Below are 25,860 nucleotides of genomic sequence, written 5' to 3' on the forward strand. Positions count from 1 at the left end.
ACTAATTGTATTGTTACTGAAAATTAATTTCTCAAATACTTTTAACTTACTATTTTTACTAATTCAAAATAAACAGTTAAATTATGCTTAAAAGATTATCGCTGCTGGTATTTTTACTGGCCTTTGGATTAAATATTTTTGCCCAGGACGCTTATATGGATGCTGAGGCAGAAGATGTAGAAAAGACCTATGTTGGGGGAGAAAAGTATGAAGTAAAAACTTACCCCCAAACGTTTAAAGCAAAAAAACCTAAAAACGTTATTTTTCTCATAGGAGACGGGATGGGAGTTGCCCAGGTTTTTTCCGGTATAACAGCAAACCACGGTCGGCTTTTTCTCGACAATTTTAAACACATCGGTTTCTCTCAAACACAATCGGCATCTGATTTTATTACCGATTCGGCTGCCGGAGGAACTGCCCTTTCAACAGGAGTCAGAACCTATAACGGAGCCATTGGCGTTGACACAGAAAAAAAACCGATAAAAACGATTTTGGAAAAAGCAGAAGAAAAAGGACTTGCAACGGGACTAGTTTCTACCTCAACAATAACCCATGCAACTCCTGCATCGTTCATAGCACATCAGCCAAACAGAAATATGTATGAAGAAATTGCTGATGATTTTTTGAAAACCGATATTGACGTTTTTATCGGAGGTGGTAAAGCTCATTTCACCCAACGAAAAGACGGGAGGAATCTGGTGGAAGAACTCAAACAAAAAGGGTATCAATTTGAAGAGGATATCGAAAATATCAAAAAGGTAAAAGAGGGTAAACTCGTTGGGTTAACTGAAGAAGGCGATGCCGGAAGACTTGAACATCGTAAAGATATGTTACCCGTTTCGACAGAAACAGCCATCAATATTTTAAGTAACAACAAAAAAGGTTTCTTTTTAATGGTTGAAGGATCTCAGATAGATTGGGGTGGCCATGCCGGAAGTACAATTTATATTGTGGAAGATATGCTTGACTTCGACAAAGTTGTAGGAAAAGCCCTTGATTTTGCATCAAAAAACGGAGAAACTCTTGTGGTTGTAACTGCCGACCATGAAACTGGGGGAATGGCGATTACCGGTGGTGATTTTGAAACCGGCATGGTAAAAGCCGATTATCCGCTGGGGGGGCATACCGCAGTTATGGTTCCTGTTTTCGCATATGGCCCGGGAGCTGAAGAATTTGGTGGAATTATGAAAAATACAGATGTAAATAAAAAAATGGAGAAACTATTACTCAATAAATAGATTATTAGCCATTTACAAAATAAAAAAGCCGGAATCAGGATTACCTGACTCCGGCTTTTTTATTGCTTTTTTAAATAGTTTTTATATTTTCAAACTTTCAAATTCAGACTTATGAGAGAGGCATTGGAAGTTCTTGATAATGTTAGACTAAATTTTTCCCAATCTGGTTTATTTGCTTTAAATGTTACCATTGCATTTATTATGTTTGGTGTAGCGCTCGACATCAAACTCCAACATTTTAAGGATGTCATTATGAAACCCAAATCGGCTTTAGTGGGAGTCTTATCTCAATTCTTACTGCTGCCTCTTGTTACTTTGGCTTTTATTTTGATATTAAACCCAACCCCCACAGTAGCTTTGGGTATGATACTTATAGCATCGTGCCCCGGCGGCAACATTTCGAATTTTATGAGTGCGCTGGCAAAAGGGAATGTTGCATTATCGGTAAGTTTAACAGCAGTTGCGACACTGGCAGCAACATTTATGACGCCATTAAACTTCGCCATCTGGGGGAAAATATATTTAAACCAATACAATGCCTCAGCAGGCGCAGGGAATTATCTTGTTCCTATCGAAATAGATTTTTCCCAGATGGTACAAACTGTAGTTGTTTTATTAGGTATCCCGGTTGTATTGGGAGTATTGTTTTCACAATATCTTCCCCGTTTTACTGCCAGGATTAAAAAACCTATCAGACAGCTTTCAATTATAATCTTTATTGCATTTGTAGTCATCTTACTATCTGCAAATTTCGACCATTTTATGAAATTCATTCACCTCGTATTTATAATCGTTCTTATCCACAATGCGATTGCTTTGGGAACAGGCTTTTCAATTGCAACCCTGTTTCGTTTACCAAGGGTCGACAGGAGAACAATTTCATTGGAAACAGGTATTCAGAACTCAGGACTAGCTTTGGTTTTGATGTTTAATCCCAAAATATTTCCTCCCGAACTTGAGTTAGGAGGAATGACAATTATTGCAGCCTGGTGGGGCGTATGGCATATTATCAGTGGGTTGGCAATTTCTACGATTTGGTCTAAAAAGCCATTAACACAGCCAGCCACTTCAAACGGGTAAATTTTTGTAGTTTTGCTAAATCAAAACGAATAACAGAACTTAACTGCGGAATTTATTAAATGAAGTACGAAAAATGGTCGTTAGGGTATTGGTGCTTAAAGCAATATGTGACATTTGCTGATTGGTTGATTCACAAAAAAATAACCACCAACGGAAAAGAAAAAATTCCTCAAAACAAACCAATTCTTTTTGCCCCAAACCATCAGAACGCACTCAGCGATCCGATGGCGGTACTTCTCCATACCCGTTTTCAGCCCGTTTGGTTGGCCAGAGCTGATATTTTTAAGTCGAAAACAGTAGCTGCCATCTTACGGTTTCTGAAAATAATGCCCGTGTATCGTTTGCGCGACGGGAAAGAGAATCTGGCAAAAAACGACCAAACATTTACTGATTCAATAAAAGTATTGGAAAATAATGGCGCACTTGCACTTTTCCCGGAAGCGGCCCATTCCGGGAAACGCCAAATGCTGGCGCATAAAAAAGCTGTCCCACGAATTGTTTTTATGGCGGAAGAAAAGGCCGGATACAACTTGGACATTCAAATTGTTCCCACCGGAATTTACTACAATCATTACTGGAAATTTAACCGATGTGTGCTCGTAAATTTTGGCAAACCAATTCCGGTACAAGATTATCTGGAGGAATACAAAACCAATCCAAATGCTGCCACCATTTCACTGAGAGAAGCTATCTCCGATGCCATTCTGCCATTAATTTTAAACATTAACAGCAAAAAATATTATACTGATTTTGAAAACATCCGGGAAATTTATGGGAAACACTTTTTAAAGAAGCAAGGAAAGAAATATTCGCTGTTAAATCTTTTTCAGTCGAATCAAAAACTGGTTGCTCAACTGGACAAATTGGAGGCTGAAAAACCAGAAGAAACAGAAAAACTCGTTTCGCAAGTAAAAGAATATCAACGCAACTTAAAGAAACACAAACTCAGAAGCTGGGTGGTTGAAAAACGAAAAAGTAATCTTATAAATATCATTGGAACCCGCCTCTTATTATTGATGGGACTACCGGTTTTTCTATATGGTTTTTTGCTAAACGCCATCCCCTATTTTACGATTGACCGTTTAATTCGTAAAAAAGTAAAAGACAGGACATTTTGGAGTTCGTTCTTCCTGGTTGCCGGCATTGTACTTTTTCCGGTAATTTATATTATTGAGATATTGGCGCTGGGTTGGCTGCTACCTTCTTTATTGTGGAAAATAATTTTTGTTGTGAGTTTACCTTTTGCTGGAAAACTGGCATTTCAATGGTATATTTTACTTCGGAAAATTATTGGAAGAACACGTTTCGTCATGTTAAAACTGACGAATAAAAAAGAATATCAAAACATCGTTCAGCAACAGGAAAATCTTTTCAACCTATTAGACAAATTAATTCCGGACTAAAACTTTTTTACCTAATTTTATATTCAAACTTTAACTTACCTACCGATGCCCGAAAAATTAAAAGATATCCTTTTCCCTTTGGAAAAAGTTGAACTGTTTGGCCGTGTTTTAAAAGAAGAATATCCGTCTTTTGATTCCGAAAAATTTGTTTCTTCGGTTTGCGATGAAAATTGGCCTGCCAGAGAATTAAAGGAAAAAATGCGGCACACCACAGTTTGTTTGCATAAATATTTACCTGAAGATTTTTCAGAAGCAATTGAAATACTGCAGAACATTGTACCTAAAGTTACAGGTTTTGAAGCAATTGTTTTACCCGATTATGTTGAAGTTTACGGAATCGACTATCCTGAAATTTCTGTTCCGGCACTGGGAGTTCTAACCAAGTGTGGTTCTTCAGAATTTGGTATTCGCCCGTTTTTAAACAAAGACCTGAAAAGCACCATGAAATACATGCTTGCGTGGGCTGACAATGAAGATTTTAAAGTACGCCGATTTGCCAGCGAAGGCTGCCGCCCAAGATTACCGTGGGCTTCCGGTGTTCCGGCATTAAAAAAAGATCCATCACTGATTCTTCCCATTCTGGAAAAACTAAAAGACGACTCCGAAGAATTTGTACGAAAAAGTGTAGCCAATAATCTCAACGATATTTCCAAAGATCATCCGGGACTGGTTTTGGATATTTGCGAACGCTGGCAGGGAAATTCAAAAAACACCGACTGGATTATAAAACATGCTTGCAGAACACTTTTAAAGCAGGGCAACAAACGGGCCATGCTGCTTTTCGGTTTTGCCAATCCGGAACAAATGCAAATTAAAGAGCTCCAATTTTCAAGTCTTTCTCCTGCCATTGGTGATGAAATATCGTTCTCCTTCAATTTATATCTAAAAACAAAAAAGAAACAAAAAGTGCGTTTGGAATACATTGTTCATTTTGTAAAAAAAACCGGGAAGACTTCGCCAAAAGTTTTTCAAATGAAGGAAGTTTTGCTGGCTCCGGGGATTCATCCGATTCAGAAAAAACATTCGTTTGCCAACATGTCAACCAGAAAACATTTTCCGGGTGAACATAAATTCCAACTGGTGGTAAATGGAGAAGTAAAAGCAGAAGAAATAGTACAGCTTGCCGATTAATAAATATAACCTAATCGTTTTAAGTCCGACTTTCCTTTAACCGGAATTGTTGTTCCATTGTGCAAAAGGATAATTTTGTCACTTACATCCAGAATGTCATTATAATAATGGTCAACCAGCATTATCCCCTTATTTTGTTTTTCACGTTGAATTAAACTTTTAACAATCTCAACATGAGCCGGCATGATGTGAGTAAACGGTTCGTCGAGCATACAAAACATTGATTGACTTGTGAGAATCAAATACAATTCAAGAATCCGTATTTCTCCTCCAGACAACTTGTTGACTCCGGATTTATAATACCTATCAAACTGGTTGAAGTATTTAAGGAAATCTGAAAAGTCAAGCTGGAAATGATGAAAGATTCTTTTTATTGAATTTGATTTTGGAAGAAAATTAAACTGCGGTAAATAACTGATAAGATTTTTCTCTTTATATGTTTTATGAATTACTCGGCCATCTATCCGAACTGACTTATTGTATGTTTGCAGATCGCCAAAAATAATCCGTAAAAGCGTGGATTTCCCCGAACCATTTCTGCCAAGAATTCCCAGAGTTTCACCTGTTATACATCGCAAATAGACATCCGCCAACACTCTCTTCTGTCCGTATTCAAAAATAATACTATCAGCCTCCAGAATATGACTCATCTGACCTTTAAAACAAGGATTAATAAAATAAAAAACAAAAAAATATCAATTAAAAAAGTGGAAATCCAAAGTTGTCTTTTTGAGACTCCCAGATTTAAGTAATAAAAAAACTCATTCTTTTTAAAGGTGTAATTGGCATACAACACAAACAGCAGTGCCATAATTTTAAACCAGAAGACAAAAACAAAGGGATTAATTCCATAAACAAAAATGATTGAAAGTGCTCCTGCCGAAATCAAAATATTAACAAATGCGCTCGATAAATAATAATTTATAAAGAATCTAATCTTTCTCAATCGATATAGCAATTTTGGCAACAATACAAAGTTACCAAAAGCATCCCTATCAACTTATTAGAAAGTGTTATATAAACTAAAAATAAGTTAAACAAACTCTGTTATCTTCTCCTTTTTGAACGTTTTTGCCGTGTCTTTGTACGTTTAAATTTATCGACATACGTTTTTTTCGGGCCGATTCTTTTTTTCTTTTCATGAAAGGCTCCCTGGTAAGTTGGGTCATCAATTTTTCGCTGTCGATCGATTTCGCGGAGCTGTTTTTGTTTTTCCTCAAAATCCGTTTCTACAATTGTAACTTCTCCTGGCACCTCTTCCTTCGGAATTTCCATCCGAATCAGCTCCTGAATTTTTTCAAAATGCCATTCATCTGATGGTTCAATCAGGGTAATTGCGTCTCCTTTGTTCCCGGCACGTGCAGTTCGTCCAATCCGGTGAATATAATCGTCATAATTATTCGGAAGATCAAAATTAATAACATGGCTCACTAAACTGGCATCCAATCCGCGGGCAGAAACATCAGTAGAAATCAAGATTCTGATTTCCCCTTCTTTGAAAGCCTTTATCGCATTCATACGTGTATTCTGCGCTTTGTTCGAGTGCAAGATTCGCTTTTCCCCCTCAGTTTTACGCTTAATCACTTTAAAAACACCTTCCGCATGTTCCTTTGTTTTTACAAAAATAATAACACGCGAAAAAGTCTCTTCATCTTTCAACAAATGCTGAATCAGGTTCAGCTTCGTCCTGTAATTCGGAACTTCATAGGCTTTTTGCGTAACCAGCTCAACTGGCGTTGCCGACGGAGCTACTCCCACTTTTTCGTAATGATCCAGAAATTCTTCAGCCATCTTTTCCACTGTTTCCGGGAAGGTAGCAGAAAAAAGAAGGTTTTGCCTTTTACCCGGAAGAATCTCCTGAAGTTGCCGAAGTTGTGGTAAAAATCCCATATCAAGCATTCGGTCGGCTTCATCAATAACAAGAAACTTTATTTTTTTCAATGACAGCACTCCTGCACGATACAAATCCCGGAGCCGGCCCGGTGTTGCAACCAAAATATCAATTCCCGGTGTAACCAGTTCTGCATGTTTTGTCCAGCCGATTCCTCCAAAAATTGCAGCATGCCTCAAATCGGAATATGTTGTCAATTCTTCAATATCTTCGCCAACCTGAATCGAAAGCTCCCGGGTTGGTACTATAATTAGCACTCGCGGATCAACGCCTTCTGCCTTTTTTAATTTTGTAAACAAAGGCAAAAGATAAGCCGCTGTTTTGCCCGTTCCGGTTTGAGCAATTCCAACCACATTTACTCCCGAACTAATCCGGGGAATCGCTTTTCTCTGGATAGGAGTTGGTTCAGTAAAACCAATCTCGTCAAGCGACCTTAAAATGGCTTTCGATATTTTTAAATCTTCAAAAGATCTTTTCATGCCGCAAAAATAACAAAATCAAGCAACTACTTCAATCGATACATCTTTCCGGGCAAAGCCTTTAAAATATTTTTGAATTCCATATTTAGCAACAATGCAGAAACACGACTTACGGGCATTGAAAGTTTGGAAGAAATCTGATCAATAAAGAGTTCTCTGTTCTCTTTTAACAAATCAACAACTTTCTCTTCATCTTTTGTCAACTCAACAAATAAACTCGGTTGGACTACTTTTTCTTTATCGTCCATCTCCCACCCCATAAAAAACTCAAGGTCATCAATCCCGGAAATTAAACTGGCACCGTTATTTCGAATCAACTTATTACATCCTTTTGAATAAGTATCGCCCGCCCTGCCCGGAAATGCGAAAACATCGCGATTATAAGAAAATGCAATATCAGCAGTAACCAGCGCGCCACCTTTTTCTGCGGACTCAACCACAATTGTTGCATCTGCCATGCCCGCAATTATCCGGTTTCGACGCAAAAAATTGGGAGGATCAATCTTTGTTTGGCTTGGGAAATCAGTGAGTAACCCGCCATTTTCCAACATTTTCATGGCAATTTCTTTGTGTAACGACGGATATAATTTATCCAATCCGTGTGCAACAACACCCACCGTTGGCAAATTATAATTCATAGCCGATTTATGCGCGTGAACATCTATTCCGTAAGCCAGTCCGCTTACTATTAAAATCGGATATTTACGTTCCGAAAATTGTTGAATTAATTCCTCACAAACCTGCTTTCCGTAGTCGGTAGCATTCCGGGTTCCAACAATCGAAATTACACGTTGCTCATCCAATTTCATATTTCCTTTTGTATAAATCAAAACAGGAGCGTCAACACAATTTTTTAACCGCCGGGGATAATTTTTTTCAGTATAAAAAAAGCAATTAATGTTTCCCTCATGAATGAATTTAAGCTCTTTCTCCGCACGTTCAAAAATTTCGTTATCGCTTATTCGTTTTACATTCACTTCTCCAATTCCGGGTATTTTCAGAAGTGCTTTTTTCGATTGTTTAAAAACACCTTCCACACTACCAACATACGAAACCAGATTTCGGGCAAGTATACCTCCCACCCCGGGAATCATAGAAAGTGCAATTTTGTAGATTAGATTGTCGTTCATTTTTGTTGTGAGGGCTTAAATTTATATTCCAAGAACAGCATTGAGCGCTCGCTGCAATTCCCTTTTTTCCTCTTTTGAAAGTGCAGTGAGACTCACGGACGGATACTCTGCCATTCCTCGTTTGGTTTTTACGATTAAAGTTAGATCGCTCATTTTCCCGGCCATCGAATTTTCAAAATAAGCATTTTGAAGCATGTATTGTGGAAATTCAATGGAGTTATACTCGCCTCCGCCAAAACGAATTGCTTTATAGTAGCGCAACAAAACTTTGTTGTTTGCATCGCTAAAATAAATGTACTGATGGTCAGCAACCTGAAAATAAAGAAACCAAAGTGCAAAAACGCCAACTACAGCAATCCCCAAAATCGTTAAATCAAGCAAAAACAAAACCAGCGCAGCAACCGCAATTACCACACTTACCATATAAAAAAGCTTACGCAACTTGATGATTCGTTCTTTATTTTCAATCTTCATGAGTCGTTATCTAATTTCTAAAATTCAAAGTGCCGGAAACGGTTTCCAAAAAGGAAAACCAAAAATATTTTAACTTTACCGCAATTTAGCAGCTAAGTATGGGAAATTCAAAAATTTATTCCAAAATAATTTACAGTCGTCGGTTAGAAAACGAACTTTCAGAATGGATAAAAAAGTATCCGAAGGGCAAAGTTTTTTTGGCTACAGAAGAAACAGTTAATCAGCTCTGGGTATCAAAATTCGACCATTTCTTTTTGGAAAAAGGAATCCGGAAGGTGATAATTCCTTCGGGCGAAAACAACAAAAAAATTGAATCTGTTGCAAAAATCTGGGAATTCCTCTCCAAAAACGGAGGCGATAGAAAATCACTTCTAATTAATATTGGTGGTGGAATGCTTACTGATTTAGCAGGTTTTGCAGCTACTACTTTTAAACGAGGCATTGATTTTCTCAATGTTCCAACAACACTGCTTTCGCAAGTTGATGCGTCGGTTGGTGGAAAAACCGGAATCAATTTTAACGGACTAAAAAATGAAGTTGGCACCTTTAAAGAACCTGTGGCAGTTATTATCAATACCGATTTTTTGCAAACCATCGATAAAGAAAACTTTATTTCAGGTTTTGCTGAAATGATAAAACATGGTTTGATCTACAGCCCGGAACACCTGGAAGAATTAAAAACTTTTGATTTTGAAAATATTGATTACGATTTGTTGCAGGAAATTATTCGGCATTCAGTAAATGTGAAGGAATATTTTGTAAGCAACGATCTCACTGAAAATAATATTCGCAAAGCATTAAATTACGGACACACCGTTGGGCACGCTTTTGAAAGTATTGCAATGGAACAAAAACGCCCGATTTTGCACGGTTACGCTGTTGCTTACGGAATGATTGCGGAACTTTTTCTTTCGGCAGAAATATGCAATTTCCCAAAAATCGATTTTGATAAGATTAATGGATGGCTTTTAAAAGTGTACGGCAAATTCGAAATTTCGGAAAACGACTTCGACCGGCTTTTTGAATTGATGACACACGATAAAAAGAACGAATCGGGAAGAATAAACTTTACGCTTCTTCGTGCTGTCGGAAAAATTGAAATCAACCAAAATGGCGACAAAGAGTTGATTTTTGACGCTTTAAGATATTACGCAAATTTATAATCGGAGCCAAAAGAAAAAATGAAATACCAGGTTTCAGCCAACACAAAAAATATTTCAGGGTCTATAAATTTACCTGCTTCAAAAAGTATAAGCAATCGTGTTTTAATTATCAGCTCGCTTTGTTTTAATCCTTATCCGATAAAAAACCTGTCGGACAGCGACGACACCAAAGTTTTGTTTTCGGCTTTGCTCTCGAACAAGAGTACATTTGACATTGGACACGCCGGAACAGCCATGCGTTTTCTTACTGCTTTTCTGGCAAAAATTGTGGGAGTATGGGAAGTTACCGGCTCGGAGCGAATGAAACAGCGCCCGATTAAAATTTTGGTTGACGCGCTAAATCAACTCGGGGCAAAAATTGAATATTTGGAAAATGAAGATTGCCCGCCACTGAGAATTTACGGTTCGCATTTAAAAGGACAAACACTTGTTCTGGACGGAAGCATTTCCAGTCAATATATTACAGCACTTTTAATGATTGCCCCTACTGTTGAAAATGGGTTAACATTAAAACTGACTGGCGACATCACTTCGGGTTCGTACATTGAACTCACACTGAGATTGATGCAGAAATTTGGTATTCAATATCAATGGGAAGAAAATGAAATCTCGGTGCCTGAGCAAAACTATTTTCCGATGGAATTTACTGTTGAAGCAGACTGGTCGGGAGCTTCGTACTGGTATCAAATTCTTGCGCTAGCGGAAAAAGGAGAAGTTTTTCTCGAAAATCTTCAACTTGAAAGTTTACAGGGCGATGCAAATATTGCAGTTTGGTTTGAGCAATTTGGAGTCTTCTCTACTCAAAAAGAAAATGGAGTTCTACTTTCAAAAACTAAAAATATTCAGCCGGCAAAACTGGAACTCGATTTTATTGAAAACCCGGATATTGCGCAAACCATGGCTTGTTTGTGTGTAGCCAAACAAATTCCATTTCATTTTACGGGCTTAAAAACCTTAAAAATTAAAGAAACTGATCGGATTTTTGCACTCCAAAACGAACTAGCAAAATTTGGGGCAACGTTAACAGAACCGGAACATGGAGAATTAGCATGGAATGGCGCAATTGATTCATCAATAGCAGAAGAAATTCCAGAAATAAAAACCTATCACGATCACCGGATGGCACTTGCTTTTGCTCCAATGGCAATTGCAGGTTTTACTCTTAGAATTGAAGACCCGATGGTGGTAACAAAATCATACCCAATATTTTGGAACGATTTAAAAACAATTGGTTTTGAAATAGCAACAAAAGAATAATTAACGTTTCTGTCGAAAAAATTCCTGCATCAATTCGGCGCATTCAGTTCCAAGAACTCCCGTCACAATTTCGGTTTTAGGATGTACGGCTTTTGACGCAAACTTTTTAAAACCTCCTTTTTCATCAGAAGCACCATACACAATCTTCCCTATTTGCGACCAGCCCAGCGCTCCTGCGCACATCACACAAGGTTCCAATGTTACATACAAAGTGCAATCATTCAGATATTTCCCGCCCAACATATTCGCGGCAGCAGTAATCGCCTGCATTTCTGCATGGGCAGTAACATCGTTTAAAGTTTCTGTTAAATTATGCGCGCGAGCAATAATTTTCTGATTTGAAACCACCACTGCGCCAACGGGAACCTCTCCCTCTTCAAATGCTAAAAGCGCCTCAGAAAACGCCTTCTTCATAAAATACTCATCATTAAACGGTTCAATCATACTTCTCTTAAAATGGCTGCTAAAATTCAGGATGAAATTGCTAAAATCTTCTTATTTTCGCAACCAAATTATAAAAAAGGTATCATGTACAGAACTCATACGTGTGGTGAACTGAGAATAGAAAATTTAGGTACTGAAGTTACCCTTTCGGGCTGGGTGCAAAGAATTCGCGATTTGGGAGCAATGACTTTTGTTGATTTGCGGGATCGTTATGGAATTACACAGTTGGTTGTTGACGAAAACACAGACAAGTCGGTTGCAGAAAATTTAGAGAAACTGGGGCGTGAATTCGTGATTCAAGCAATTGGAACTGTCCGGGAACGCTCGAGTAAAAATAAAAATATAGCAACCGGCGACGTTGAAATTGCGCTGAAATCAATTCAGATTTTAAGCCCGTCGGCAGTACCACCCTTTACAATCCAGGATGATACCGACGGCGGTGACGATCTGCGAATGAAATACCGTTATCTTGATTTACGCAGAACAGTTGTTCGCAAAAATCTGGAATTGCGTGCAAAAATGGCCCATGCCATTCGTAATTATTTAAATGCCGATGGTTTTATTGAAACTGAAACTCCGGTATTAATTAAATCTACTCCTGAAGGTGCGCGCGATTTTGTGGTTCCTTCAAGAATGAATCCGGGTGAATTTTATGCTTTACCTCAATCACCTCAAATGTTTAAGCAGCTTTTAATGGTTGCCGGCTTCGACAAATATTATCAGATTGTAAAATGTTTTCGCGATGAAGATTTACGTGCTGATCGCCAGCCTGAATTTACTCAGATTGACTGCGAAATGTCGTTTGTTGAGCAAAAAGATGTATTGGAAACATTTGAAGGTTTAACCCGCTATATGTTTAAAGAAGTTCTGGATATAGATGTTGATGAATTTCCGTGGATGCCTTATTCCGAAGCAATGGAAAAATACGGTTCCGATAAACCTGATACCCGCTTTGAAATGCTTATCAACGATATTTCGGAAATTGTAAAAGGAAAAGATTTTGTCGTTTTTGATTCAGCGGAGTACATCGGGGCAATTTGTGCCAAAGGCTGTGCAGAATATACACGTAAACAATTGGATGGCCTTACCAACTGGGTAAAACGCCCGCAAATTGGAGCAAAAGGTTTGGTTTATGTAAAATGTAATGCTGACGGAAGCTACAAATCATCCGTCGATAAATTCTACTCTCAGGAAGAATTGAAACTGTGGGCAGAGACAACGGGCGCAGAAGCAGGTGATTTAATTTTGGTAATGTCGGGCGACAAAAACCACATGTTAGATGCACTTGGGGAATTGCGTCTTGAAATGGCTAATCAGCTTGGGCTTCGCGACAAAAAAGTATTTAAACCGCTTTGGGTGGTTGACTTCCCTCTTTTGGAATGGGATGAAGAATCACAGCGTTTCTTCGCAATGCACCATCCGTTTACTTCGCCAAAACCGGAAGATATTCCAATGCTTGACACAGCCCCCGGGAAAGTCAGAGCCAATGCTTACGACCTTGTAATTAACGGTGTAGAAATTGGTGGCGGTTCTGTTCGTATTTTCGATTCTGAGTTACAATCAAAAATGTTTGACTTGCTCGGATTTACAAAAAAACAAGCAGAAGAGCAGTTTGGCTTCCTGATGAACGCATTCAAATACGGAGCACCGCCACATGCAGGAATTGCCTTTGGATTTGACCGGTTGGTTTCATTATTTGCCAGTCTTGATACTATTCGTGATGTGATTGCATTTCCCAAGAACAACTCAGGTAGAGATGTGATGAACGATGCACCGGCGCCAATAGCAAAAGAGCAACTCGACGAATTAAATTTAATTTTAAACACCAAAGAAAAATAGTGCAGAGTGGCATAAAAAATAAAAGGGAACCACTTGGTCCCCTTTTATTTTTTATATCTGTTAATCAATCAGATTATCTTTCGGCTCTTTTCCTTGATGAATAGTTAATGTGAAGAGCAGCTGCTTTTCTCAACTCCTGCTTAATATCATTAACAATACCCATTTTAGTATTTTCATCTACTTTCAATGAAGTAATCATCAAAGGTCTCTCTTCTTCTGCTCTGGCTTCTCTTTCAGCAGTAACGTAATCCTGAATATCATCAACTGTAGCAAATTCATCGTTCAACTGGATACGAGGCGCAACACCAAATGTTTTTTGGTACTGACGCAACGGTTCTCCAACATAGATATAACTTACCAATGATTTCTTTTCAAGTTTACTTAATTCTGTTGCTTCAGGAAGATGTATTTGTACTTTATACGTTACTTCACGCATTGTTGTACTAACCATAAAGAAGAATAGCAACATGAACACAATATCAGGTAATGATGCTGTTGAAATGGGAGGTAATTCTTTTCCTCCTTTTTTTCTGAATTTACTCATAATTAATTTCCTCCTACATTTTTACCTTTAGGTTCAGCTTCTGAGATCTTTTGAGGATAAATATCGCGAATCGCACTTTGTTGATCTTCTTCCAACTCATCATAAGGTTTTCCGAAATGCTCTCGTGCCAATTCATCTCTCAATTCATTAATGGCAGCAACCAGTTCGTTTTGTACAGCGAGATATGTTCCATATCTGGTATCCAGGTCGTTTCGCAAAGATATTACACCTTTCGTAACCATAGTTTCACCGAAGTATGCTATTTCTTTGGGTTCTTTTTCAGGCAAATTCTCTGCATTGGTAGGATTTGCCATAAACTCTTTCGCCCTGTCACGCAGTTCATCAATATTTATATATTCCCCCTCTACAAGTAGGTCGTTGTTTCTGTTTACCAAAACGACAAAAATATTACGCTCATTAATCTGAGGTGTTTCGTCAATTTGATCCGGATCGACCCATTGAGGAAGACGTCTTTCTAAACCGCTGTCAACGTCCATCGTGGTTGTTACCAGGAAAAAGATAAGCAGCATAAAAGCGATATCAGCTAATGATGATGCCGGTACTTCAGGTGTTTTTTTAGCCATAATTTAATTTTTCCTGTTTTATTCCCACAAATAAAATTATTTAAACAAACGGGTTACTGAAGAAAATACAATCGACAAAACAGCCAATCCAAGCAAGATGTATGTCGCGTACAATCCGGTATCCACTAACTTAGCTACACTTGCTGTTAATGTTCCATCATTGATAAATCTGTCAACTCCTATAAACTGAGGAATTGCATCAGAAGCCAAAGAGTAAGAAATTACAGCAACAATTGCAAAAAATGCCAGGGCAATTAACCCTCCTTTTGCGGCCTTTTTGTCGGTGAACATGTGCAATAATCCAGAGATTACAGCTACACCGGCACCAATTGCCACAAGTATGTAGGCCCAAACCAAGTTGGTATTAATCCAACTTCCCATTGTTGGATCTTGATCGTTTTCACTAATGTTTGCCATTAATGAAACGACAAGAATTGCAGAAATGACTAGAAGGACCCACAATAGTATTGTAACAAATCTATTTGTTTTTGTCATGGGTATCCTTATTTTTTCATGTTATGTTTTACCAATAAATCTAAAAGAGAAATAGATGCATCCTCCATGTTATTGATAATACTATCAATTTTTGAAACACAGTAGTTGTAGAAAATCTGAAGAATGATTGCAACAACAAGACCTGTTACTGTTGTAATCAAAGCCACTTTAATACCGTTTGCTACCAATGAGGGAGAAATATCACCCGCAACTTCGATAGCATCGAAAGCGCCAATCATCCCGATAACTGTTCCCATGAAACCAAGCATCGGTGCAAGAGCGATAAACAATGCAATCCAGCTTAATCCTTTTTCAAGTAAACCTGCCTGCACACCTCCGTAAGAAATAATTGATTTTTCAACTACGTCGATACCGTGGTCTGCTCTGTCAAGCCCCTGGTAAAAAATACTTGCCACCGGACCTCTGGTAGTACGACAAACATCTTTTGCAGCTTCAACACCTCCGTTATCCAAAGCTTCTTCAACTTTGGCCAACAGTTTCTTAGTGTTGCTGGTTGCCAAATTAAGGTAAAGTACTCTTTCAATTGCAAATGCCAAACCTAAAATAAGTGAGATTAATACAAACGACATGAAAGTAGGATTACCTTCAATAAATTTTTGTTTGAGCTGGCTGTGCAATGATTTTCCTTCTTCTGCCGCTGCGGCAGCTTCTTCTTCCTGATCAGCAGCCAAATCCACTTCCTCGGTAGTAGTTGATTCTTGTGCAGCTGCCTCATCCTGTGCAACCACAGCGTTAGATGCCCCAAAAATCAGCATCCCAAATACTGCTATTAACGCGAATAGTCTTTTCATAATTGATTTGAATTTTTAATTAATAATCTCTTGATTTTTTGATTGTATTGATTTTAATATTTAAAATATTGCCTTTTGCCACAAATAATATGCCTCCTTTTTTAAACGAATGCTTTTTTTTTATTCACGAATATTTTCTCTACTACGCGGAGAGAGGGGGATTCGAACCCCCGGTACCGTTTCGCGGTACACACGCTTTCCAGGCGTGCCAGTTAAGCCACTCCTGCACCTCTCCAGTGTTTTATGCTGGCATGCCAAAAAATAAGGCCTGCAAATTAATAAAAAATTGTGAATAAAAAATAATGCTATTCACTAATTTCCCCTCGTAAGCTTTTATTGAGATACATTTTTATTTCATTGCCTGACAACCCTTGTCCTAATAAAAACATCATCTTTGTGATAGCAGCTTCAGTGGTCATATCTTTACCCGAAACAACACCTGCATTCAACAGTTCCAAACTCGTTTCATACTGCCCCATAGAAACCTTTCCTCCCTCACATTGTGTAATATTCAAAAAAACAATCCCTTTTTTTATTGCTCTCTTTATGCAATTAATCAACCACCGTGAAGTCGGTACATTTCCGGAACCAAAAGTCTCCAGCACAACACCTTTCAATCCGTGAGTGTTTAAAATTGAATTAAACACGTTTCGATTAACCCCGGGAAACATCTTCAAAATTACGACATTATCATCAAACATTGTACTTACTTTCAAAATCCCCTTGTTCTCAGAATAATAAATGTACTCCGGGCTAAACCGAATGTCAACCCCTGCAGTTGCTAAAACCGGATAGTTTACAGAGGTAAAGGCACTAAATTGGTCAGCATCTCTTTTTATTGTACGGTTCCCCCGAAATAATTTAAAATCAAAATAAATACAGACTTCCGGTACCATACATCTCCCATTCTTACGTGCTGCCGCAATCTCAACCGATGTAATCAAATTTTCCTTTCCGTCGGTTCTCAAAGTTCCTATTGGGAGTTGCGAACCAGTTAAAATAATAGGCTTATCCAGATTCTCAAACATAAAACTCAATGCTGAAGCTGTATACGCCATAGTATCGGTTCCGTGTAATATTACAAACCCATCAAACGAATTATAATTTTTCTCTATGGTTTTAGCAATTTTTATCCAAACAGCCGGATTCATATTTGATGAATCGAGTACCGGGTTCAGGATTACTGTTTTAATGTTGTAATTAAACTTATTTAGCTCTGGAACTTCATCGGTTATTTGATCAAATTTTACAGGAGCAAGTGTTCCTGTTTGCGGATGTTGAACCATTCCAATCGTTCCGCCTGTATATATAATTAATATAGAAGCTTTTTGATTTATATTTCTATTCATTAATATAAAATGAAATGGATATGCAATTTATTAAATTCCAAACAAATTGCGCGCATTTGCAGTTGTTATTTCCGCTACTTTTTCGACGGGCACATCATAAATCTCGGCTACTTTTTGGGCAATATATACCAAATACGAACTTTCGTTTCTCCGTCCTCTTTTAGGTTCAGGCGCCAGATACGGCGAATCCGTTTCCAATACAAAATTTGAAAGCTCAAAATTACTAATCACTTCATCCAAATCACTGTTTTTAAACGTAACGACTCCTCCTATTCCCAATAAAAAACCCAAATCAATAATTTTCCGGGCTTCCTTCTTGCTACCGGTAAAACAATGGAATATTCCCCTCAGGTTCCCGTCTTGTTCTTCTTTTACAATTTTATAGACTTCACTAAAAGAATTTCTTACATGAATAACGATGGGAAGGCTTTTATTTTTCGCGAGCCTTACCTGAAATCGAAATGCATCTTCCTGCTGTTTCACAAAGGTTTGCGACCAATATAAATCAATACCTATTTCGCCAACACCATAAAAATTATGCTTGTCAAACCAGTACTCTACCGCCTCTAACTCCTGTTTATAATCTTCATCTACAGAAGTTGGGTGAAGTCCCATTAAAGGATAGCACAGATGCGGATAAGAGTTTGATACGTCAACAAGATGCTTGGCTGTACCTGAATCAATATTGGGAAGAATAATCTTCTTTATATTATTATTGTAGGCCTTTTGAATCACATCGTCGAAATCATGTGAAAAATCCTCAGAATAAATATGCGAATGTGTATCAATCAACATAAAAACAAAATTTCGACGAATATATAAAAGGTTTTATCCTGAAACACATCTTCTATTTTATCAATAGATTAAATTTTATGTATTTCAGGATAAATTAATATTGGTACCTCTTTGAAAAACAGAATTATACAATTCCCTGGGCCAACATAGCTTCAGCCACCTTTACAAAACCACCAACATTTGCGCCTTTTACATAATCGATGGAGTTTCCATTTCTACCGTAGTGTACGCAGGTTTCGTGAATATTCTTCATAATTCCTTTTAATCGTGCGTCAACTTCTTCACGCGGCCAGTTTATTCGCATACTGTTTTGCGACATTTCCAAGCCGGAAACAGCCACACCTCCTGCATTTACTGCTTTACCCGGAGCATAATCGATTTGCTCACTTAAATAATCAACAGCATCGGCTGTACATCCCATATTGGAAGCTTCGGCCAGCATCTTGCAGCCATTCTTCACCAAAGTCTTGGCGTCATCCAAATCAACTTCATTTTCTGTTGCACAAGGCATTGCCAAATCAACAGGAACTTCCCAGGGGCGTTTACCTGCAAAAAACTGAGCTCCAAATTCTTCTGCATAAGGTTCCACTATATCGTTGTTTGTGGCTCGCAACTCAAGCAAATATTCAACTTTGTCTCCTGATACTCCTTCAGAATCAAAAATATATCCATCAGGACCTGAAATCGTAACAACTTTTCCTCCCAGTTCATTAATTTTTGTAATTGCCCCCCAGGCCACATTTCCAAATCCGGAAACTGAGATTGTCTTTCCTTCAATGTCTTCACCAATACGGTGAAACATATGTTGTGCAAAATAAACCGCACCAAAACCGGTCGCTTCCGGACGGATCAGACTTCCTCCCCAGGCAAGTCCTTTTCCGGTAAGCACTCCGGTAAATTCGTTTTTTAACCTTTTATACTGTCCAAACAGATATCCTATTTCCCGGCCGCCCACACCAATATCTCCCGCAGGAACATCAGTGTTTGGACCAATGTGGCGATACAGTTCAGTCATAAAACTTTGACAGAACCGCATAATTTCAGCGTCGGTTTTTCCTTTGGGACTGAAATCAGAACCGCCTTTCCCTCCGCCCATCGGAAGTGTAGTTAAACTGTTTTTAAAAGTCTGCTCAAACCCTAAAAACTTTAAAATACTTAATGTAACGCTGGAATGAAACCTCAATCCTCCCTTATAAGGACCTAAAGCAGAATTAAATTCAACCCGATAGCCGCGGTTTATTTGCACCTCTCCACGATCGTCCACCCATGGAACACGAAACATGATAACCCGCTCCGGTTCTACCATTCGCTCCAGAATTTTTGCTTTCTGATAACGTGGATTTTTTTCATAAAACTCCCAAACTGAACCGATTACTTCTTCCACAGCCTGGTGAAATTCACTTTCGCCCGGAGTTCGTTTCTCCAAATCAGCAATGAACTCATTTATATCTGTTTTCATTTCTTTATTTATTTTGAAATAATGTGTAAAGGTAGAAATCAAAAAAAATAAAAAACAAGAAATACCCAAATATTAAACAAGAACCAAAACACTCAAAAACAACACATTACACCTTCCAAGAAAGATGTTAAAAAGCAGTATCTGACAATCGTCAGTTTTTGGAAAAGCAAAAAAGCCCTTCCCATGAAGAGAAGAGCTTTTCTGATTTTATTATGAGTTGTGATTTTTACATCATTCCACCCATTCCGCCCATTCCTGGTGCACCTCCACCCATTGGCGGTGCAGGGTTCTCTTCTTTTTCCTCAACAATTACAGTTTCGGTAGTTAAAAACATACCTGCAATCGAGGCTGCATTTTCAAGGGCAACACGAGTAACTTTTGCAGGATCGATAACACCGGCTTCATACAAGTTCTGGTACTCATCGACACGGGCATTATAACCGAAATCATCTTTACCTTCTTTGATCTTTTGAACAATAACAGCACCTTCTTTACCAGCATTTCCTACAATCTGACGAAGTGGCTCTTCTATTGCACGTTTTATAATTTCAACACCGGTTTGTTCATCGTCATTGTCTCCTTTAATACTGTCAAGGTCGGCAACTGCGCGTAAATACGCTACCCCACCTCCAGGAACAATACCTTCTTCGACTGCTGCACGGGTTGCACTTAAAGCATCATCAACACGGTCTTTTTTCTCTTTCATTTCAACTTCAGACGCAGCTCCGACATAAATTACGGCAACACCTCCGGCCAATTTAGCCAAACGCTCCTGTAATTTTTCTTTATCGTAATCAGAAGTTGTAGTTTCAATTTGCTTTTTAATCTGTCCAACACGAGCAGCTATTGCATCTTCAGCACCTGAACCATTTACGATTGTAGTATTTTCTTTGTCAACAGTAATTTTTTCTGCCTGTCCAAGCATGTCAATAGTAGCCTGTTCCAGCTTCATACCTTTTTCTTCGGTAATAACTGATCCACCTGTCAAAATTGCAATGTCTTCCAACATTTCTTTACGACGGTCGCCAAAACCAGGAGCTTTAACAGCACACACTTTTAAAGAACCACGCAAACGGTTTACAACTAAAGTTGCCAGAGCTTCACCATCAACATCCTCAGAAATAATCATCAATGGACGACCAGTTTGGGCAGTAGCTTCCAAAACAGGAAGAAGATCTTTCATTGTGCTGATTTTCTTATCGTGGATAAGAATATAAGGATTTTCCAGTTCAGCAGCCATTTTTTCAGCATCTGTCACAAAATACGGAGAAATGTAACCACGGTCAAACTGCATACCTTCAACGACATCAACATAGGTATCAGTACCTTTTGATTCTTCAATAGTAATTACACCTTCTTTATGAACTTTCTGCATTGCTTCTGCAATCAGTTTACCGATAACTTCGTCGTTATTTGCAGAAATTTTGGCTACTGATTCAATTTTTGCATAATCGTCTCCAATGGTTTGAGCCTGGTTTGCAATGCTTTCAACAACTTTTGCAACAGCTTTATCTATACCACGTTTTAAATCCATTGGATTGGCACCGGCAGCAACGTTTTTCAATCCTACATTAACAATCGACTGTGCCAAAACGGTAGCAGTTGTAGTTCCGTCACCAGCATCATCGCCGGTCTTAGAGGCCACTTCCTTAACCATCTGAGCACCAAGATTTTCATAAGCGTCTGCTAAATCTATTTCTTTTGCTACTGTTACACCATCTTTTGTGATTTGTGGCGCACCAAATTTTTTCTCAATTACCACATTACGGCCTTTAGGCCCCAATGTTACTTTCACAGCGTTTGCGAGTTTATCCACGCCGCTTTTCAACATATCGCGTGCTTCAATGTCGAATTTAATTTCTTTTGCCATAATATTCTTCTTTTTTTGATTTTGATTAAGCGATGTACAAAACGTCAGTTTGTGACATTAACAAATAATCTGCTCCGTCAATGTTCAACTCTGTTCCGGAATATTTACCGTAGAAAACCACATCACCTGTTTTCAGTTCCATAGGTTCGTCTTTTTTGTCAGCACCAACGAGCACAACGGTCCCTACTTGCGGTTTTTCTTTTGCTGAATCAGGAATAATAATTCCACTCACTGTCTTCTCTTCGGCTTCCTGTGGTTGAACCAGGATTTTACCTGCCAGAATTTTACCTTTTAAATCTGCCATAGTTGTTTAGTTTTATACATTAAACATTTATATTTTTCAAAAATCGACACCCTCCTTTATCATATTCTGTGCCAAGTAGCCGCAGTGCTTCCATTCGCAGAAAACAAAGACAAAATTACACTCGAAAGCGTTCACCCAAGCTAACCCAAACACACAAACAACAACAAATCAATACGTTAACACAGATGACATTGATTATGACATGCTGACAGCAGAGAAAGTTCTCGATTCGGGTTACAAACAATATTCAAAAAAGAATATTGAAATATCTAAAGTTCCGGAACAAAATGAAAAGATTAACTCCAATTAAAAAGTTAAGGTCGAAAAATTTGCACATAAAAAAAGGCTGCTCATTTCTATCAAGCAGCCTTTTATATTGTATTGTATCTATATTCCTACTGTTCTCCGTCATCATCTCCGTTTGCCGGAGTTTCGGTATTCTGATCGTTTGTAGAAGCCGGAGGTGTAGTCGGGAAACTTGGCACCTGAGTTGGGTCAACAGTATTTTCAATCTGGTCGCGAACCATTGATTCATCAACTCCGCCTTGCTGACGTGGAATAAATGCTGAACCTAAAATCGACAAAACCAAAAGAGAAGCTGCTAACACCCACGTTCCCTTTTCAAGGAAATCAGTTGTTTTACGAACACCCATTACCTGATTCGATGATTGAAAGTTACTGGCCAAACCGCCGCCTTTTGAGTTCTGCACCAACACGATAAGCACCAAAAGGATACAAACGATAAATATTAAAACGGTTATTAATGTGTACATTTTTCGCTTATTAAATGTTCTTTAAATCTTCAATTTCTTTAATTCGGCTTGCAAAGTAAACACTTTTTTCCGGATATTTCAAACTTAATTTTTCAAAAGCACTGATAGCTTTTTCATATTTTTTCTGCTGCAAATAAATAGTTGCCAGCGTTTCGGAAACAATCTCTCCATCCTCTTCCTCCGATTTCTTTACCGCTTCGTTTTCACCACTTTGCCATTCATTATCCGTTTCTGATTTTCTTTTTATCTTGCCAGAATCTGACGCTAAAAATTTATCAATCAGTGAATATTTAGACGAATTATCGCCTTCCGCATCGAAAGCAAATACTGTTTTTTCCTCTTGTTCCGTAGAAACAATCTCTGTATTCGTCGTAACCTTATGCTTTGTTTGAAGATAATGATATAGTTTTTTTCTGTCAGGAACGGAAACGGCGACATTTTTTAAAACCTGTTCAAAATTGGGATGATATGTTTCCTTCAGACTTTTTAAATAAAGAATTTGTGCTGTCTGAAAATAAGGGTATTCATCAACTGCGGCTTTCAAATCCTCCTGAATTTGATTATCGAAAGCCTTTCTGTTGTTTAATATGTCGTAAAGTTCTTCCTTTTGCATTTTTTACCAGTTGGCCACAGTTGCATTGAAAATATCCTCCAGTAGTTTTTCCACAATTGTAGGGACCAAGTCGTCTTCAATATCGCTCAGACTACGTGTACTGTCAAAATCTTCGTAAGCCGAAAACGACTTTTCAAAACTCAAATCAGGGTCGGCACCATTTGTATATTTTACCTTTACGGTAATTGTAAGCCTGTTTTGTGCTGCCAAATCGTCTTTTTGAATCGACATGGGCCGAACGTCGTAATTTTCTATTTGTCCCTCAAAAATCAAATCACCGTTATCCTGCACTTCGTTCAACGAAGTTTGCCGCTGTAATTTTTCTCTTAACTCTTCCGTAAAAGTCTGACTGAGATTTGGATTGACCAAACGCGCACGGTTTGGAAAATAATAAACGGTATAAGTTTTAATGTCAGACGACAAATTGACACCGGTAAAAGAATAATTTATTTTACACCCCGTAACAAAAACGACGGATGCAAAAATCAAAATCTTTAGCCAATTCAACTTTTTATAATTATCCATTAATATCGTACTCCTTTATTTTTCTGTATAGTGTTCGTTCTGAAATTCCCAACTCCTGTGCAGCATATTTTCTTTTCCCGTTGTGTTTATCAAGCGCCTTTTTTATGAGTTCAATTTCCTTTTCTTCCAACGAAAGCGACTCCTCAACATATTCCTCTGTATCCTGAATATTATCTTTATCCAAATGTTCAATATGAATAGGTTTTGAATGCGGGTCATCCGGCACAATTTTCCCGTTTTCGGTGTCGTATAGATTTCGAATAATCTGCGCCTGATCTCTGGAAATCGGAGATTCTCTGTTTTCCATCAAATCAAGTACCAGCTTTTTTAAATCTGTCATATCCCGTTTCATGTCAAACAACACTTTGTACAAAATTTCGCGTTCGTTGGCAAACGAATTATCCTGTTGTTTATTTGAAAGCAAGGCAGGTAAATTCTTTACATTGTTATTTGGCAAATAATTTCGTAAAACATCAGATGAAATATCCCGATTCTGCTCAATGATTGAAATTTGTTCGGTAATATTTTTTAACTGTCTCACATTTCCAGGCCATGAATAATTTACCAGTAAAATGCGGGCTTCTTCATCCAACTGGATGGGAGGCATGCGATATTTTTCGGCAAAATCACGTGCAAACTTCCTGAACAACAGAAAAACATCTTCCGGGCGTTCCCGCAACGGATTAATGATTACCGGAACAGTGTTTAAACGATAATATAAGTCTTCTCTGAATTTCCCCTGCTCAATTGCTTCCGGGATATTTACGTTGGTGGCAGCAATCACACGTACATTTGTTTTAATTACTTTTGAAGAACCTACTTTAATAAATTCCCCTGTTTCGAGTATACGAAGCAAACGCACCTGGGTTGAAAGGGGTAATTCACCAATTTCATCCAAAAAAATGGTTCCGCCATCAGCCTCCTGAAAATATCCTTTCCTGTCGGACAATGCTCCTGTAAATGCACCTTTTTCGTGACCAAAAAGTTCAGAATCAATTGTTCCTTCCGGAATGGCTCCGCAGTTTACTGCTATATATTTGCCATGCTTCCGGCTTGAAAACTGATGAATAATTTGTGGGAATATCTCCTTTCCTGTCCCGCTTTCACCCGTTATCAAAACCGAAAGATCGGTTGGAGCGACCTGCACTGCAACCTCAATCGCCCTGTTTAAACCGGGGGAGTTTCCTATAATTTCAAACCTTTGTTTTATTCCCTGAATATCCATAATTCTAAATAAATAAAGCGCAAATTTACAATTTTTCGCTGGCATTACTTAACTTCAATTTAGAATTAACCTTTTTTAGGTTTCAAAATATTCGGAAGCAAAAACCACATGAGAAGTTCGATTTTTGATGAAGGAAATGCTGTTTCAATAATTATCTTTGTTTCAAAATTTTAAAAATGGACTTTGTAGCAATAATACCTGCCCGATATGAATCGTCTCGCTTTCCGGGCAAACCTATGGCAATATTGGGCAATAAACCAATGATTCAACTGGTTGTTGAAAACATATCAAAAGCACTTAACCACGTGTGGGTTGCTACAGATGACGCTCGGATTTTTGATGCCGTAAGAAATTTTGGAGGAAATGCTGTAATGACGTCAAAAGAACACCAAAGCGGCACTGATCGCTGCGCAGAGGCAGCACGTGTCCTGGCCCGGGAGATTCAATTTGATGTGGTCATCAATGTACAGGGTGACGAACCTTTTATTCAACCCGAACAAATCGAACTTTTAAAATCGTGTTTTTCAGGCAGCACTGAAATCGCCACTCTGGTAAAAAAAATTGAAACTTCCGATGAACTTTTTAATCCCAATCGCCCCAAAGTTGTCATTGACGCTTCTTTCAATGCGCTTTATTTCAGCCGCTCACCAATTCCTTATCTACGGGAAAAGGAGCAACAAATATGGCACACATTGTTTAATTACTGGGCACATATTGGAATGTACGCTTACAGAACTGATGTACTTCAAAAAATAACAATGCTTCCCCAAGGAAAACTTGAGAAGGCTGAATCATTGGAACAACTGCGTTGGCTCGAAAACGGATTCAAAATAAAAGTTGCTGAGACCGATCATCAGAGCATAGGAATAGATACCCCGGAAGATTTGAAAATGGCTCTAAATTTCTTAAATTCAACAAAAAAGTAAAGTTATACTTCGCTCAAAAACCACAAAAAACATCTTTTATTTAAATTATTTGTTAAC

The 25,860-nt window shown here is 38.2% G+C and carries 26 protein-coding genes and 1 tRNA gene; 8 read left to right on the top strand and 19 right to left on the bottom strand.

What is annotated here, in order from left to right; all coding sequences use genetic code 11:
• The first annotated feature begins 83 nt into the window (after positions 1-83).
• The 4 genes from K5G00_RS11030 to K5G00_RS11045 all read left to right on the top strand — a co-directional run bounded on the left by K5G00_RS11030 (position 84) and on the right by K5G00_RS11045 (position 4,852).
• On the top strand, positions 84-1,238 hold the full coding sequence (locus K5G00_RS11030) for an alkaline phosphatase (RefSeq protein ID WP_238766218.1): 1,155 nt from the start codon (positions 84-86) through the stop codon (positions 1,236-1,238).
• Between the two features lie 111 nt (positions 1,239-1,349).
• Complete coding sequence (locus tag K5G00_RS11035) at positions 1,350-2,318, top strand: bile acid:sodium symporter family protein (RefSeq protein WP_238766219.1); 969 nt, start codon at positions 1,350-1,352, stop codon at positions 2,316-2,318.
• Between the two features lie 59 nt (positions 2,319-2,377).
• Positions 2,378-3,721, top strand: a complete 1,344-nt coding sequence (locus tag K5G00_RS11040; protein WP_238766220.1) for a 1-acyl-sn-glycerol-3-phosphate acyltransferase — start codon at positions 2,378-2,380, stop codon at positions 3,719-3,721.
• 45 nt (positions 3,722-3,766) lie between these two features.
• Entirely contained in the window at positions 3,767-4,852 is a 1,086-nt protein-coding gene (locus K5G00_RS11045; RefSeq protein WP_238766221.1) for a DNA alkylation repair protein, read from the top strand.
• Here the strand turns inward: K5G00_RS11045 and K5G00_RS11050 are convergent.
• The 4 genes from K5G00_RS11050 to K5G00_RS11065 all read right to left on the bottom strand — a co-directional run bounded on the left by K5G00_RS11050 (position 4,849) and on the right by K5G00_RS11065 (position 8,826).
• Positions 4,849-5,502: an ATP-binding cassette domain-containing protein gene (locus tag K5G00_RS11050; RefSeq protein ID WP_238766222.1), complete on the bottom strand. Its 654-nt coding sequence runs from the start codon at positions 5,500-5,502 to the stop codon at positions 4,849-4,851. The two genes, K5G00_RS11045 and K5G00_RS11050, sit on opposite strands and share 4 nt — an antisense overlap.
• 397 nt (positions 5,503-5,899) lie before the next feature.
• Positions 5,900-7,222 (bottom strand): DEAD/DEAH box helicase, encoded by a 1,323-nt coding sequence (locus tag K5G00_RS11055; RefSeq protein ID WP_238766223.1) that lies wholly within the window; start codon positions 7,220-7,222, stop codon positions 5,900-5,902.
• A gap of 26 nt (positions 7,223-7,248) precedes the next feature.
• On the bottom strand, positions 7,249-8,352 hold the full coding sequence (gene dprA, locus K5G00_RS11060) for a DNA-processing protein DprA (protein WP_238766224.1): 1,104 nt from the start codon (positions 8,350-8,352) through the stop codon (positions 7,249-7,251).
• A gap of 21 nt (positions 8,353-8,373) precedes the next feature.
• Positions 8,374-8,826, bottom strand: a complete 453-nt coding sequence (locus K5G00_RS11065; RefSeq protein WP_238766225.1) for a hypothetical protein — start codon at positions 8,824-8,826, stop codon at positions 8,374-8,376.
• A 98-nt stretch (positions 8,827-8,924) separates the two neighbouring features.
• Here K5G00_RS11065 and aroB point away from each other — a divergent pair, with 98 nt between their 5' ends.
• Positions 8,925-9,989, top strand: coding sequence for a 3-dehydroquinate synthase (gene aroB, locus K5G00_RS11070; protein WP_238766226.1), 1,065 nt, complete (start codon positions 8,925-8,927; stop codon positions 9,987-9,989).
• A gap of 18 nt (positions 9,990-10,007) precedes the next feature.
• Positions 10,008-11,246: a 3-phosphoshikimate 1-carboxyvinyltransferase gene (locus K5G00_RS11075; RefSeq protein WP_238766227.1), complete on the top strand. Its 1,239-nt coding sequence runs from the start codon at positions 10,008-10,010 to the stop codon at positions 11,244-11,246.
• On the opposite strand, the gene K5G00_RS11080 is transcribed toward K5G00_RS11075, so the two are convergent.
• Positions 11,247-11,690 carry a nucleoside deaminase gene (locus tag K5G00_RS11080; protein WP_262921333.1) on the bottom strand — a complete coding sequence of 148 codons (444 nt, stop codon included), beginning with the start codon at positions 11,688-11,690 and terminating at the stop codon, positions 11,247-11,249. It lies immediately after the preceding gene.
• Between the two features lie 12 nt (positions 11,691-11,702).
• Here K5G00_RS11080 and aspS point away from each other — a divergent pair, with 12 nt between their 5' ends.
• Positions 11,703-13,529, top strand: a complete 1,827-nt coding sequence (gene aspS / locus K5G00_RS11085; protein ID WP_317235542.1) for an aspartate--tRNA ligase — start codon at positions 11,703-11,705, stop codon at positions 13,527-13,529.
• Between the two features lie 73 nt (positions 13,530-13,602).
• Here the strand turns inward: aspS and K5G00_RS11090 are convergent, their stop codons facing one another.
• The 14 genes from K5G00_RS11090 to K5G00_RS11155 form a co-directional block, all read right to left on the bottom strand.
• On the bottom strand, positions 13,603-14,073 hold the full coding sequence (locus tag K5G00_RS11090; protein ID WP_238766229.1) for an ExbD/TolR family protein: 471 nt from the start codon (positions 14,071-14,073) through the stop codon (positions 13,603-13,605).
• Positions 14,074-14,075: 2 nt separating this feature from the next.
• Complete coding sequence (locus K5G00_RS11095) at positions 14,076-14,657, bottom strand: ExbD/TolR family protein (protein WP_238766230.1); 582 nt, start codon at positions 14,655-14,657, stop codon at positions 14,076-14,078.
• A gap of 36 nt (positions 14,658-14,693) precedes the next feature.
• Complete coding sequence (locus K5G00_RS11100; RefSeq protein ID WP_238766231.1) at positions 14,694-15,152, bottom strand: hypothetical protein; 459 nt, start codon at positions 15,150-15,152, stop codon at positions 14,694-14,696.
• 8 nt (positions 15,153-15,160) lie between these two features.
• On the bottom strand, positions 15,161-15,964 hold the full coding sequence (locus tag K5G00_RS11105; RefSeq protein WP_238766232.1) for a MotA/TolQ/ExbB proton channel family protein: 804 nt from the start codon (positions 15,962-15,964) through the stop codon (positions 15,161-15,163).
• Positions 15,965-16,111: 147 nt separating this feature from the next.
• Positions 16,112-16,199: transfer RNA gene (locus K5G00_RS11110), tRNA-Ser, on the bottom strand.
• A 70-nt stretch (positions 16,200-16,269) separates the two neighbouring features.
• Positions 16,270-17,313, bottom strand: coding sequence for an asparaginase (locus K5G00_RS11115; protein WP_238766233.1), 1,044 nt, complete (start codon positions 17,311-17,313; stop codon positions 16,270-16,272).
• Between the two features lie 30 nt (positions 17,314-17,343).
• Positions 17,344-18,108: a TatD family hydrolase gene (locus K5G00_RS11120; protein ID WP_238766234.1), complete on the bottom strand. Its 765-nt coding sequence runs from the start codon at positions 18,106-18,108 to the stop codon at positions 17,344-17,346.
• Positions 18,109-18,232: 124 nt separating this feature from the next.
• Positions 18,233-19,567, bottom strand: coding sequence for an NADP-specific glutamate dehydrogenase (gene gdhA / locus K5G00_RS11125; protein ID WP_238766235.1), 1,335 nt, complete (start codon positions 19,565-19,567; stop codon positions 18,233-18,235).
• Positions 19,568-19,793: 226 nt separating this feature from the next.
• Complete coding sequence (gene groL / locus K5G00_RS11130; protein WP_262921334.1) at positions 19,794-21,437, bottom strand: chaperonin GroEL; 1,644 nt, start codon at positions 21,435-21,437, stop codon at positions 19,794-19,796.
• 25 nt (positions 21,438-21,462) lie between these two features.
• Positions 21,463-21,741: a co-chaperone GroES gene (locus K5G00_RS11135; protein WP_158864533.1), complete on the bottom strand. Its 279-nt coding sequence runs from the start codon at positions 21,739-21,741 to the stop codon at positions 21,463-21,465.
• A gap of 395 nt (positions 21,742-22,136) precedes the next feature.
• Positions 22,137-22,514 carry a preprotein translocase subunit SecG gene (gene secG / locus K5G00_RS11140; RefSeq protein ID WP_238766236.1) on the bottom strand — a complete coding sequence of 126 codons (378 nt, stop codon included), beginning with the start codon at positions 22,512-22,514 and terminating at the stop codon, positions 22,137-22,139.
• Between the two features lie 10 nt (positions 22,515-22,524).
• The gene (locus tag K5G00_RS11145) at positions 22,525-23,127 is read right to left on the bottom strand and encodes a hypothetical protein (RefSeq protein ID WP_238766237.1); all 603 of its coding nucleotides are present in this window, start codon (positions 23,125-23,127) and stop codon (positions 22,525-22,527) included.
• Between the two features lie 3 nt (positions 23,128-23,130).
• Positions 23,131-23,652 (bottom strand): LptE family protein, encoded by a 522-nt coding sequence (locus K5G00_RS11150; RefSeq protein ID WP_238766238.1) that lies wholly within the window; start codon positions 23,650-23,652, stop codon positions 23,131-23,133.
• A complete protein-coding gene (locus tag K5G00_RS11155; RefSeq protein WP_238766239.1) occupies positions 23,645-24,922 on the bottom strand; it encodes a sigma-54 interaction domain-containing protein in 1,278 nt (425 codons plus the stop codon). Before K5G00_RS11155 ends, K5G00_RS11150 begins: the two co-directional genes overlap by 8 nt.
• 131 nt (positions 24,923-25,053) lie before the next feature.
• Here K5G00_RS11155 and kdsB point away from each other — a divergent pair, with 131 nt between their 5' ends.
• Positions 25,054-25,803, top strand: coding sequence for a 3-deoxy-manno-octulosonate cytidylyltransferase (kdsB, locus tag K5G00_RS11160; RefSeq protein ID WP_238766240.1), 750 nt, complete (start codon positions 25,054-25,056; stop codon positions 25,801-25,803).
• Positions 25,804-25,860: the final 57 nt, after the last annotated feature.

This window comes from Maribellus maritimus (assembly GCF_022267315.1).
In the GTDB taxonomy this organism is placed as follows: domain Bacteria; phylum Bacteroidota; class Bacteroidia; order Bacteroidales; family Prolixibacteraceae; genus Draconibacterium; species Draconibacterium maritimum.